At 28.3% G+C, this 12,534-nt stretch carries 13 protein-coding genes; 9 read left to right on the forward strand and 4 right to left on the reverse strand.

The features are described from left to right. The 3 genes from BZ132_RS04960 to BZ132_RS04970 all read left to right on the forward strand — a co-directional run. Positions 1 to 826, forward strand: an 826-nt coding sequence (locus BZ132_RS04960) for a transglutaminase family protein (RefSeq protein ID WP_286940606.1), incomplete at its 5' end; no start/stop codon positions are given. Between the two features lie 151 nt (positions 827 to 977). Continuing rightward, positions 978 to 2,279 (forward strand): phenylacetate--CoA ligase family protein, encoded by a 1,302-nt coding sequence (locus tag BZ132_RS04965; protein WP_112149632.1) that lies wholly within the window; start codon positions 978 to 980, stop codon positions 2,277 to 2,279. A 12-nt stretch (positions 2,280 to 2,291) separates the two neighbouring features. After that, entirely contained in the window at positions 2,292 to 2,732 is a 441-nt protein-coding gene (locus tag BZ132_RS04970) for an amino acid-binding protein (RefSeq protein WP_011406624.1), read from the forward strand. A 21-nt stretch (positions 2,733 to 2,753) separates the two neighbouring features. Here the strand turns inward: BZ132_RS04970 and BZ132_RS04975 are convergent, their stop codons facing one another. Then, on the reverse strand, positions 2,754 to 3,338 hold the full coding sequence (locus tag BZ132_RS04975; protein WP_112149633.1) for an indolepyruvate oxidoreductase subunit beta: 585 nt from the start codon (positions 3,336 to 3,338) through the stop codon (positions 2,754 to 2,756). A gap of 6 nt (positions 3,339 to 3,344) precedes the next feature. Further along, complete coding sequence (gene iorA, locus BZ132_RS04980; protein WP_011406626.1) at positions 3,345 to 5,201, reverse strand: indolepyruvate ferredoxin oxidoreductase subunit alpha; 1,857 nt, start codon at positions 5,199 to 5,201, stop codon at positions 3,345 to 3,347. A 287-nt stretch (positions 5,202 to 5,488) separates the two neighbouring features. On the opposite strand from iorA, the gene tfrB reads away from it, so the two are divergent. Then, positions 5,489 to 6,985 carry a fumarate reductase (CoM/CoB) subunit TfrB gene (tfrB, locus tag BZ132_RS04985; protein WP_112149634.1) on the forward strand — a complete coding sequence of 499 codons (1,497 nt, stop codon included), beginning with the start codon at positions 5,489 to 5,491 and terminating at the stop codon, positions 6,983 to 6,985. A gap of 43 nt (positions 6,986 to 7,028) precedes the next feature. On the opposite strand, the gene BZ132_RS04990 is transcribed toward tfrB, so the two are convergent. Both BZ132_RS04990 and BZ132_RS04995 read right to left on the reverse strand, forming a co-directional pair. Continuing rightward, positions 7,029 to 7,349 carry a YbjQ family protein gene (locus BZ132_RS04990; protein ID WP_172617525.1) on the reverse strand — a complete coding sequence of 107 codons (321 nt, stop codon included), beginning with the start codon at positions 7,347 to 7,349 and terminating at the stop codon, positions 7,029 to 7,031. 116 nt (positions 7,350 to 7,465) lie between these two features. Then, on the reverse strand, positions 7,466 to 7,954 hold the full coding sequence (locus BZ132_RS04995) for a DUF308 domain-containing protein (protein ID WP_011406629.1): 489 nt from the start codon (positions 7,952 to 7,954) through the stop codon (positions 7,466 to 7,468). Between the two features lie 237 nt (positions 7,955 to 8,191). Here BZ132_RS04995 and BZ132_RS05000 point away from each other — a divergent pair, with 237 nt between their 5' ends. The 5 genes from BZ132_RS05000 to BZ132_RS05020 are packed head-to-tail and all read left to right on the forward strand — an operon-like array spanning position 8,192 to position 12,471. Continuing rightward, entirely contained in the window at positions 8,192 to 8,908 is a 717-nt protein-coding gene (locus BZ132_RS05000; protein ID WP_011406630.1) for a TrmJ/YjtD family RNA methyltransferase, read from the forward strand. 3 nt (positions 8,909 to 8,911) lie between these two features. After that, entirely contained in the window at positions 8,912 to 9,505 is a 594-nt protein-coding gene (gene dcd, locus BZ132_RS05005; protein ID WP_011406631.1) for a dCTP deaminase, read from the forward strand. Continuing rightward, positions 9,505 to 11,247 (forward strand): glycine--tRNA ligase, encoded by a 1,743-nt coding sequence (gene glyS, locus BZ132_RS05010; protein WP_011406632.1) that lies wholly within the window; start codon positions 9,505 to 9,507, stop codon positions 11,245 to 11,247. The genes dcd and glyS overlap by 1 nt, the downstream gene beginning before the upstream one ends. 10 nt (positions 11,248 to 11,257) lie before the next feature. Next, positions 11,258 to 12,022 (forward strand): TatD family hydrolase, encoded by a 765-nt coding sequence (locus tag BZ132_RS05015; RefSeq protein WP_286940607.1) that lies wholly within the window; start codon positions 11,258 to 11,260, stop codon positions 12,020 to 12,022. A 50-nt stretch (positions 12,023 to 12,072) separates the two neighbouring features. Then, a complete protein-coding gene (locus BZ132_RS05020) occupies positions 12,073 to 12,471 on the forward strand; it encodes a hypothetical protein (RefSeq protein ID WP_112149636.1) in 399 nt (132 codons plus the stop codon). Positions 12,472 to 12,534: the final 63 nt, after the last annotated feature.

A 12,534-nucleotide genomic window follows, 5' to 3' on the forward strand; every position in this document is an offset into this window, starting at 1 on the left:
TACAATAACAGTAGTGTATGGTGGAAATAGCCAATATCTTTCATCACAATCAACTGGAAAATTAACTCTAAAAAATACACCAACAAAAGTACAAGTATCACCAATAACAGCAGATAGAGGCGATAAAGTAACAATACAAGCAACAGTAACAACACAAAATGGTGTAAAAGTAACATCAGGAAAAGTAGCATTTAAAATAAATGGAAAAACAATAGGATACGGAACTGTAGCTAATGGTGTTGCAAAACTTTCTTATACAATTCCAAATTGGACTTATAAAACATATACAATAACGGCAGTATATGGCGGATATAACCAATATAAAAGTTCTGAAGGTACATCAACACTTAAAGTAGTGAAAAAGTCAGATATTCCAGCGGGTTTTGAAGCCTATCTTAAAGCTACAAAAAATTGTGAAGTTACAAATAGTAAAATTAAAAATTTGGCTGCAAAATTCAATTCATACACATCCACATTAACTAAAGCAAAGGCAATATTTAATCAACTGAATAAAATTACATCATATAGTGGATATTATAACACAAGATATGGTGCAGTTGGTACTCTAAATCGTGGATATGGAAATTGTGTTGATATGGCACATCTGCTTAATGCAGTTGCACGTGCATCTGGTATTCCAGCAAGATACTGTCATGCAACATGTTACTTCCGCAGTGGACTTGTAACAGGGCATGTATGGTCTGAATTATATGTTGATGGTAAATGGTATAAATGTGACTTAACATCAAATAGTAATTCATTTGGAAGTATTGTGAATTGGAACAGTTGTGGTAGTATAACTAGATATATATCACTACCATTTTAAACTCCTTTTATTTTATTCTTTTTTTTTAGAAAAATAATTTAATTAAATATTATTCTCCTTTTTAATATGAATCATTAAATAATTTAATTAAATACTTTTTACATAAATAATTAATAATTAATAATTAATAATTTAAGGAAGTATTATATACATGATATGGGATGAAAAGATTGAATGTATGTCTAAAGAGGACATGGAAGAATTACAACTAAAACGTTTACAAGATGTTGTTACAACAGCATATAATAAAGTACCATATTATCATAAAAGATATACCGAGAAAGAAGTATACCCTGAAGATATAGAAACTCTTGCAGATATTGAAAAATTACCATTTACTACAAAAACTGATTTAAGAGAATCATATCCCTTTGGTTTATTTGCAGTAGAACAAAAAGATATTATTGAAATCCACACATCTAGTGGAACAACAGGAAAACCTACAGTATCTGGTTATACTAAAGAAGATTTAGATATATGGGGAGAAGTTATAGCTAGGGGATTAACAATGATGGGTGTTGATGAAAATGATATAATTCAAAATACTCATGGTTATGGATTATTCACTGGTGGTTTTGGTGTTCATTATGGTGGACAGAAAGTAGGTGCAACTGTAGTACCTATATCTACAGGTCAAACATTAAGACAAATTGAAATAATGAAAGATTTCAAGACAAGTGTTTTAATATTCACACCTTCATATGGACTACATATAGCTGAAGAACTTGATGAAATGGGAATTAAACCATCAGATTTAAATCTTAAAGTTATAGGATTTGGTTCAGAAAGTTGGACTGATGCAATGAGAAAACAAATAGAGGATAAATTCCAAATACCTGCATATAACATCTATGGACTAACAGAAGTAATGGGCCCTGGTGTAGCAATGGAATGTAGTCAACAAGATGGACTTCATCTATCAGAAGATCATTTTTATCCAGAAATTATAGATCCACGAACATTAAAACAAGTCCCTGAAAATACACAGGGAGAATTAGTACTTACAACACTAACAAGAGTAGGTATGCCATTAATTAGATTCCGTACAAGGGATGTTACAAAGATACACCATGAAAAATGTGGGTGTGGAAGAACACTTGTTAAAATGGATAGAATTACTGGAAGAACAGATGATATGCTTAAAATTAAAGGAGTTAGTGTTTTCCCATCACAAATTGAAAAAGCATTATTATCAATTGATGGTGTAGAACCACATTACCAGATTATACTTACAAGACCAGATGTTCTTGATAAAATAGAAGTTAAAGTAGAAGCTTCACCAGAAATATTCTTTGATAATGTAAAGGAATTGGTGGGAATACGTGATAAGTTAGCTCAAGCAATACATGATGAAATAGGCCTAAGAGTTAATGTAACACTTGTTGAACCAAAAACTATTGACAGAGTAGATTCTGGAAAAGCTGTACGTGTAATTGATAATAGAAATAAATAGGGATGTGTTAGTATGGATGATATATATGTTGATCAGTTATCAATATTTTTAGAAAATAAGGAAGGTAGAATGCTTAATACTTTGGATATTATTGAAAATCTAGGTGTTAATATAAGAGCATTATCTATTGCTGATACTTCAGAATTTGGAATATTAAGATTAATAGTTACAAAACCTCATGAAGTTAAAGAAGAACTAGAAAAAAGAAATTACATTGTTAAAATAACTAAAGTACTTGCTGTTTCTATTAGTGATGAACCAGGAGGACTAAATACTATACTTAGAATTTTAGATAAAAATAGTATTAATCTAGAATATTTATATGCTTTTGTTGAACAGAAAACATATCATGCAATAGTTATATTAAAATTAGAAGATATGACTGAAGGTTTAAAAATATTAAAAGAAGGAAATGCAAATATTATTTCTCCAGAAGAAATATATTCAATATAATTTTTTTCCTTCATCTTTTTTTTATTTACAACAATTATATCCATCCTCAAATGCTTTGAGATTTATATCAATAGACTTTGGTGGAAGATTATCTTTCATTGTTGTTATTACATCCTCTTTATCTAATGGAAATGATGATATTGCTGTAGATGCTCCAACCATTGCCATATTCATAGATAATGGATGTCCTGCATTTAATGCAATTTTATTAGCATCAAAACTATATACTTCAGCTACTTTTGAATCAAGTTCAGATAAAATATCATCAATATTTGGATAATTCACATCTTGTTGATTTATTGTGGATGGGAGTACTGGTGATGTATTAACAATAACTGATGTGTCTTTACTAGTTTTTTCAAGAGCTCTTATTGCTTCTACTGGTTCAAATGCTAGTAATAAATCTGAACAACCATTTTGAATTATGGGACTCTTATCTTCACCTATTTTAAGTTCTGTTGATACGACTCCACCTCTTTGAGACATTCCATGTATTTCACTCATTACTACATTCATATTTTCTTTTAGTGCAGTTTCTCCAATTACTATAGATGTTTTAATAATTCCCTGTCCACCTATACCACAAATATACATATTATATGTCATTCTTATCTACTCCTTATGAATTGCACCTGTTGGACATACATCAACACATACACTACATTTATTACATGTTTGATCTATTATTATTTCATTATCTATTTCATTAATACTTGGACATGCTAATTGATTAACACATTTATTACAATGAATACATTTACTAGAATCTACTTTTATTTTATAGTTACGTGCTCTAATCTCTTGTTTATTTATTAGATTACATGGATATTTTGATATTATTACAGAAACTCCATCATAATTTAAAGCATCCCTATATGTGTCAATCATTTTATTAACATCCAATGGATTAACAATTTTAACAAAACCTACTCCAATAGATTTTACTAGAGATTCAATAGATATTGCTGGTGCTTCATCACCCATACCATCAACAGGTATTCCAGGATTTGTTTGTCCACCAGTCATTGCAGTTATTCTATTATCTAGTATTACAAGCGTAAATTTCATTTTATTATGAATTGCATTTATAAGTGGTGGTATTCCTGCATGGAAAAATGTTGAATCACCAATAAAGCTTATAATTGGCTGATTTTCAGTTGCTTTACTAAAACCACAGCTTGCTCCTACACTTGCACCCATGGACATTAAGTAATTTGCCATATTATATGGTGGTGCTATTCCTAATGTATAACATCCAATATCTGATGGATGAATACTTTCCACATCTAAATTTAAACTGTTAATAACACTTCTTGCTGCATAGAATGAGGCTCTATGAGGACATCCAGAACATAATGTTGCAGGTCTTGATGGAAGAGGTATTTTAGTTGGATTATTTACTTCAATAGTATTATTTTTTATTAGTCCAAGACTTATTAAAGCATTGAATAATATATCTGGAGTATATTCTAGAATTTCAGGAAGTATTCCATCTTTTTTACCATGAATTTTAGTGTTAATACCATATGTTCCTGCTACTGCTAATGTTTCCATTTCATGAATAGCATCTACTTCTTCAACAACCAATACTTCAGAGTTATTTTCTAAGAATTCTTTAACCAAATCTTCAGGGAATGGATGTGTAAATCCAAGTTTTAATATATTTACATTAACATTATTTTGATTTAGAACATCACAAACATAATTATATGCACCACCCGAAGTTATTATACCAATATCTGCCCCATTATCAAATAATTGATTTAAAGGTGATTTATTTGAAATTTCACGTAAATCATGTATCTTTTCAATCAGATTTTTATGCATAGTTCTTGCTATTTCTGGTACTGGTACATGTAATCCTATATTTTCATATAATCCCTTATTTACTTCATTTTTTGTATATGTGTCTGTTTTAACAATTCCTCTCATATGAGATACTCTTGTTGTTGTTCTAAGTATTACGGGAATATTATATTTATCTGATATATCATATGCATAATGAATAAAATCCTTTATTTCCTGTGGATTTGATGGTTCAAATATAGGTATGTTTGCCTGTCTTGCAAAGTGTCTTGTATCTTGTTCATTTTGTGATGAGAATGTTGAAGGATCATCTGCAACTAACAATAAGAAACTACCTTCTACTCCCATATATGCACTGGTCATTAGAGAATCACTAGCTACATTTACTCCTACATGTTTCATAAAAGAAAAAGTTCTTAAACCTGAACTTGCTGCTGAAGCTGCTACTTCTACTGCTACTTTTTCATTTGATGAAAATTCAAAGTATATGTTTGCATCTTTTGCTACTTTAAATAATATATCTCCAATTTCAGATGATGGTGTTCCAGGATATGTTGCTGCTAATGAAACACCAGATTCTAAAACTCCTCTGACAGCTGCCTCATTTCCCAACATGAAACGTTTTTTATCCTTATTGGAATCTAATAATTCTTTTATATTCATGTTCTTACTCCTTATAAATAAATTAACTCTATGATAAATGTAAAAAAATAGTTAATTAAATATGAATATTAATAATTAATAATTACAATTATGATAATATATCTGTTAAATAAAATATTTAAGTTATGAGTTTTTAAATTATAAAAAGATAGTTAATTTTTAAGAAAATTTTTAAATTAATATTATAAATTAAAATATAATAAAAAACATATAACTAAAATAGATAGAAAAAATAATTAAATTAATATAATTTTTAATTATTATAAAGTAATTATTAGGGGTAGTATATGATTACTGTTAACATAAAAAGATATAATCCAGAAACTAATAAACAATACATGGAATCATATGAAATTGAACATACAGATAAAATGAAAGTTTTAGATGCTCTTCAACAAATTAATGATAAATATGATGCTAAAATAGCATATAGATATTCATGTAGAGCTGGTCAATGTGGTTCATGTGCAATTAAAATAAATGGACAGGCAAAATTAGCATGTAAAGCTGAAATTAATGATAATGATACATTAGAACCATTAGATTTTAAGGTAATTAAGGATCTAATAGTTGACCGTAGTCCATTAAATAAAAAAGTAAATGATTTAAATCTTTACATGGCATCAGAATCTGATGAAAAACTATTAGAACCTGAAATTATAAAACCTGAAACATATGCTCAAACTGAAGCATTACGTGGTTGTATTGATTGTTATTCCTGTATATCAATGTGTCCTGTAATTAAAAAATCAACTGAATTTATTGGACCTTATTTTATGAGAGCATTTTCTGATTTATCATTTGATCCTAGAGAAGACACATCAAAAAGTGAGGATGCTATTGATTCTGGTTTATATTCTTGTACTTCTTGTGGACAATGTTCAAAAACATGTCCTAAAGAGATTGATATCTATGGAAAAGGTATTGAAAAACTTAGGGCAACTGCATTTGCAAGAAAAGAAGGTCCTCTTGAAGCACATAAACAAATACGTGAATCTGTAATAAATACTGGTAGAACTGTTCAACCAATGGACGATAGTAAATATCCTGAAGGATTCATAAAAGCATATAATCAAACACATACATTTGAAGAAAAACCTAAAATTGCCTTCTTCACAGGTTGTATGATAGATAATAGATTACCATGGATTGCCGAATATTTAATTAATATTCTCTCAAAACTTGGATATGAAGTAGATATCCCTGAACAACAAGTCTGCTGTGGTTCACCACTATTTAGAACTGGACAGGTAGATGTTATTCCATCATTAATTAAAAAGAATTATGAAACATTCAAGGATTATGATATAGTATTAACAGTATGTGCAGGTTGTGGTTCAACACTTAAAAATAATTATCCAGAATATGATGCAAAACTAAATGTAATGGATATAACAGAATTCCTACAGGATAAACTTAAAACTGAGGATATGAATAAATTAGATTTAAAAGTAACATATCATGATCCATGTCATCTTGTACGTGGACAAGGAATTAGTAAACAACCAAGGAAAATATTAAATAATATTAATGGTGTTGAATTTATTGAAATGGAAAAACCTGACCAATGTTGTGGTGCTGGTGGAGGAGTAAAATCTGGAAAACCAGAATTGGCTAAATCTCTAGCAGATAGTAAAGTAGACATGATTGATGAGTTAGATGTTGATTATGTTGTAACAATATGTCCATTCTGTGAATTTAATATACAAGATTCATTAACTAATAAAAATTCAAAAACAGAAGTAATTAACCTTATGGAACTTTTAAATAAGGCATATGAATAATTATATTCATATCTTTCTTTTTTTTAAAAAAATAAATGGTATTTTAATCTAGTAATACTGCTGTACCATTTACACTTACAAGAATTGTGTTACCCATAGTACCACCAAGATTACTATATTTTATTCTAACATTCAATATTGCATTTGCACCTAGTTGTTGTGCCTTTTCTTTCATACTATCTAGAGCTATTTCTCTTGTTTTTCGTAGCTCTCTTTCATAAGTAGAAGTTCTACCTCCAACAACATCCCTTACTCCTGAAAAAATATCTTTATATACATTAGCTCCAATTAATCCTTCACCATTTACTATTCCAAAATATTTTTGAACTTCTCTTCCTTCAATATATGGTGTTGTTACTATCATCACTTGAAAAAACTCCCAATTACATTCAATAAATATTAGTTTATAATTAATAGTTATTAAAGAAGTATGTAATTTTATGATTTTTAAAAAAAAGAAATAGGTGGTTATAATACTTGTTATCTTTCAAAGATTATAGAAAATAACCCTGTACATATTAACCATATACCTATAAGTAAACTAAGATTTATTGGATTATATATAAATGATCCTATGATTATATATAAACTTCCAAATAATATATTTGAAATACCAAACACTAATAGTGGATTGTATGATAATCTAGCTAAAAATACATAATAAATACCAGAAATAATCATTATACAACCACTAATATATACTAAAAAGCTAATAAATGCTGATATTAAAGCTGGATTAAACATTACAATAAAACTGAAAATTAAAGATATAATTGCCAGTACAACTGCTACAATACCACCAACTCTATGAAATTTAAATATATTTATAGCTGAGATAAACAATAGTAATGCAATCATTAAAAGTACAAAACCTGAAAACACACTATATGTCATAGACACCAAAAAAGGACAGCATAAAGCTATGATACCCAGTATAATTAATGTTATAGAATTCATATTTATATTCATTAGATAACCTCCATAAATTAAATAATAAATTCATAATATTTTCAAAAAATGATAATTCAGATAAAAAAAATAAAATTTAAAAATAAAATGAATTATATGTTAATTTGATTTATTAAGAATTATTAATTATTATTTTTAAAATATAATATTTATAAATCTATGTAAAAAAGACCTATTCAATATTTACAGTTAATTATTTTAAATAAATTAAGACAAAATATATAGTAGTGATTCTAATTGAAAATTTATACAGTGTTTGTTGAACCGAAAACATCAGGAAATATAGGATTTCTTGCAAGAACTATGAAAAATTTTGGATTAAAAAAATTAGTATTAATTAATCCATGTAAACTTGAAAATGATGCATATTATCAAGCAATGCATGCTAGAGAACTTGTACAAGATGCAATGATATATGATACTCTTGAAGAGTTTATTGAAGATAAAAAAATAACATCTATTGTAGGTACCACTGGTACTGCTGGTGGAAGTTATAATATAAAAAGAATTCCAATAACTCCAGATGAATTAGGAAAAACTATGCATGTTAATGGAAATATTGCATTACTCTTTGGAAGAGAAGGTGATGGTCTTAATAATCAAGAAATAGAACAGTGTGATATTCTAGTAACTATACCAACAAGTGATGAATATCCAATTATGAACATAACCCATGCTGCAGCCATTATTTTTTATGAAATATTTAAAAATAAGAAAAGTTATCCAATAGATGATATGGATATTTCAAGTTATGATGATAAAAAAGTATTAACTAATCTAACCAATGAAATTATCTCAAAATTAGATTATCCAGAACATAAAGAAAAACAAGTGAAAATAATTGTAAAAAGAATAATAGGTAGAGCATTTATAGCTGGACGTGAATCACAAACATTACGTGGAACACTAAAACGTATAAATACACGAATCAAAAATAAAACTCATGAGGAGTAAAACATGGCAATACTTAGTGATAAGGATATTAAAAAATATTTAGATGAAGGTCGTATTGTAATTGATCCAATTACTAATGAAAAACAGATACAACCATCATCTGTAGATTTAAGATTAGGTGACCAATTCAAGGGATTTAAAATAATAACAAAACCATATATAGATCCATTTGATAATACAGATCTTGAATCATATATGAGTTCAATTACAGTAGAAGAAGATAAACCATTTATAATACATCCCGGTGAATTTACATTAGCAACAACATATGAAAATGTGAAATTACCTGATGATATTGTTGCTAGAGTTGAAGGTAGATCTTCTATGGGTAGACTAGGTATTACCATGCATGTAACGGCAGGTTATATAGATCCAGGATTTGAAGGTAATATTACACTTGAAATATCTAATATTGGTAAAATGCCAGTTGCATTATATCCTGGTCAAAGAGTATGTCAAATTGTGTTTGAAACTATGACATCCCCATCAGAAAAACCATATGGCCATGAAGATAGAGATAGTAAATATATGGGACAAACTGGACCACAAGTAAGTAAAATCAAGGAAGATTTTGATATAATAAATGGAGGCAAATAATGGGAAATGAAGAAGTAATGAGAATATCTAGAAAAAGAGGTTATTTATATCCATCTTTTGAAATATATTCTGGAGTAGCAGGATTTTATGATTATGGACCACTAGGTGGTGTTCTTAAAAATAATATAATGAATCTATGGAGAAAATACTATGTTTCAAATGAAGGATTCTATGAAATTGAAGCACCTACCATAATGCCAAGAGAAACATTGAAGGCATCAGGACATGTTGATAACTTTACAGATCCTATGACACAATGTATGGAATGTAATGAAGTATATCGTGCTGATCATATCATTGAAGATGCTATTAGTAAAGAAGTAGAAGGACTTCCAGATGAAAAATTAACAGAAATTATTGAAGAAAATAACATAGTTTGCCAAAATTGTGGAGCTAAACTTACACCAGTAAAAAGTTATAATTTAATGTTTAAAACAGAAATAGGTGTTAGTGGAAAACAAACTGGTTTCATGCGTCCTGAAACTGCTCAAGGTATATTCATAGCATTTAAAAGAATTAGTAGATTTTATAAAGATAAGCTTCCATTTGGTATAGTACAGTTAGGTAAATCATATAGAAATGAACTTTCACCAAGACAGGGAGTTATTAGATTAAGAGAATTTACACAAGCAGAAGCTGAAATATTTGTAGATCCATCTGATAAAACACATAAAAATTATAAAAATATAGAAAATCATGTACTACATCTATATAATCAAAAAGAACAATTGAATGAAGGAAAACCTATTGAAATAACAGTAAAAGACGCCATAGATAATAACATTGTTTCAAGTGAAATGTTAATTTATCAAATAGTTATTGCCCATAAATTCTTAAGAGACCTTGGAATTGAAGATGATGTTATTCGATTTAGACAACATTTACCTGATGAAATGGCTCATTATGCAATTGATTGTTGGGATGCTGAAGTAAAAACTGATCAATATGGATGGGTTGAAATAATAGGTATTGCCGATCGTACAGATTTTGATTTAAAATCCCATATAAAACATAGTAAAGAGGATTTATCAGTGTTTAAAGAATATGATACACCAAAAAATGTAACTGTTACAAAACCTTCATTTAATATGAAAAAATTTGGTCCAACATTTAAAGGAGATTCACCAAAAGCTAAAGAAATTCTTGAAAATACTGATAGTAATATTATTAAAGAATCATTTGACAAAGATGGAGTATTTTCTTTTAGTATTGGAGAAAATAAATATGAAATCGACCAATCCTTTGTTAAATTTGAAACTAAAGAAGAACAAATACGTGGAGATCGTATTATCCCTCATGTTATAGAACCATCATATGGTATTGATCGTATAATCTATTCAACATTACTTCATTCATATACTGAAGATGAAACAGAAGAAGGTGAAAAAAGATCATATCTTAAATTACCTGCTAAAATTGCTCCTATTAAAGCAGCAATCCTCCCACTTGTAAATAAACAACCACTAACTCTTATTGCAGAGGATATAGAAACAACACTTCGATCTAGTAATATAATTACATCTTTTGATGGAAGTGGAACTATTGGTCGTAGATATGCTAGAGCAGATGAAATAGGTATTCCATATGCTATAACAATAGATTATGATACTGTTGATGATAAGAAAGTTACTATACGTAATAGGGATACCTTTAAACAAAAACGTGTGGAAATAGAAAAACTTTCAATGATAATAAATAACTTAGTAGAAGGACATATTAACTTTGAAGATATTGAAGAATAGGTGATTATATATGATTATAGATGCCCATGTACATGCAGATTGTAGGCCTATTGAGGACTTTAGAGATATTAAAATAGGTGGTGTTAATGCAATAATTACATGTGCACATGATCCATTAGAGATGAAACAATCAAATGTTAATATTGAACATTTAAATAGATTAGTATACAATGAACCAAAACGTGTGGCAAAACATGGTGTTAAAACATATGTTGCTGTGGGAATTCATCCAAGAGCAATACCCTCTGATTATAACAAAGTAATTGAAAAATTACCAGATTATCTAAAGAAAAAACATGTTATAGCAGTTGGTGAAATTGGTATAAATGCAATTCGCGATATTGAAAAGGAAGTATTTATTAAACAATTACATTTTGCTGATGAAAATAATTATAATGTTATTGTACACACACCTAGAACAGATAAAAAGAAAGTTACTAAAACCACTATTGAATTACTTGATGAAAATATCAATCCTAAACTAGTTCAACTTGATCATGTTGATTATTCAATTGTTGATATGGTAATTGATAAGGATTATACTCTTGGTATTACTGTTCAACCTGAGAAAATGTCTGTATCTCAAACAGTAAATATGTTAGATAAATATGGATTTGATAAATTTGTACTTGATAGTGATATGAGTTCAGCACCATCTAATCCTATGTCTCTTCCAGAAACAAAACATGAATTAGAAATTAGAGGATATAAAAATAGTGATATTAACAAAGTATTATGTGAGAATGTTCTTAACTTTCATAACATAAAACTTTAAATTTTCTTTCTTTAATTATTTTTTCAAAGAATATATTAAAAGGTGATACTATGTATACAAAAACTTACATAATCTGTCCTAATTGTGGATATGAACAAAATGAAGAAGCATGGGATAGATGCATAAATTGTGGATATGAATTTCATAGAAATCATAAAAAAACAAGAGAATATGATTATGACTTCTATGAAACAGCCAGACAACGTAACTACCCTCCAAGTTATACATATAGAGGTAACACTAATGAGGTTAAACCAAAAGATACTTTTATGGGCCTTATTTTATCAATAATCTGTCCAGGACTAGGTTTATTATATTTAGGTTTTCCTTTAAGGGGAATAGCATCATTTATAATAGTATTCTTAGCTTTTTATTGGTGGGGATTTTTACCTGCAATAGTTCTATACATTTTTTCAATAGTAATGACCCAATGTTGGGGTGCTGAATAAAAAAAATAGAGTTATATTCAAATATCCATTTATTTCTTTTTTTGAAATATAAAAATAAAAAAA

Origin of the sequence: Methanosphaera sp. DEW79, assembly GCF_003266085.1 — an archaeon.
In the GTDB taxonomy this organism is placed as follows: domain Archaea; phylum Methanobacteriota; class Methanobacteria; order Methanobacteriales; family Methanobacteriaceae; genus Methanosphaera; species Methanosphaera stadtmanae.

What these genes read in the sequence shown, in the direction of transcription:
- BZ132_RS04990 (WP_172617525.1), bottom strand. Translation starts at nt 7,349, where the DNA reads ATGATAGTAACAACACCATATATTGAAGGAAGAGAAGTTCAAAAATAT.
- BZ132_RS04975 (WP_112149633.1), bottom strand. Translation starts at nt 3,338, where the DNA reads ATGACATATAATATGTATATTTGTGGTATAGGTGGACAGGGAATTATT.
- BZ132_RS05020 (WP_112149636.1), top strand. Translation starts at nt 12,073, where the DNA reads ATGTATACAAAAACTTACATAATCTGTCCTAATTGTGGATATGAACAA.
- iorA (WP_011406626.1), bottom strand. Translation starts at nt 5,201, where the DNA reads ATGAATATAAAAGAATTATTAGATTCCAATAAGGATAAAAAACGTTTC.
- BZ132_RS04995 (WP_011406629.1), bottom strand. Translation starts at nt 7,954, where the DNA reads ATGAATATAAATATGAATTCTATAACATTAATTATACTGGGTATCATA.
- tfrB (WP_112149634.1), top strand. Translation starts at nt 5,489, where the DNA reads ATGATTACTGTTAACATAAAAAGATATAATCCAGAAACTAATAAACAA.
- dcd (WP_011406631.1), top strand. Translation starts at nt 8,912, where the DNA reads ATGGCAATACTTAGTGATAAGGATATTAAAAAATATTTAGATGAAGGT.
- BZ132_RS04970 (WP_011406624.1), top strand. Translation starts at nt 2,292, where the DNA reads ATGGATGATATATATGTTGATCAGTTATCAATATTTTTAGAAAATAAG.
- BZ132_RS05015 (WP_286940607.1), top strand. Translation starts at nt 11,258, where the DNA reads ATGATTATAGATGCCCATGTACATGCAGATTGTAGGCCTATTGAGGAC.
- BZ132_RS04965 (WP_112149632.1), top strand. Translation starts at nt 978, where the DNA reads ATGATATGGGATGAAAAGATTGAATGTATGTCTAAAGAGGACATGGAA.
- glyS (WP_011406632.1), top strand. Translation starts at nt 9,505, where the DNA reads ATGGGAAATGAAGAAGTAATGAGAATATCTAGAAAAAGAGGTTATTTA.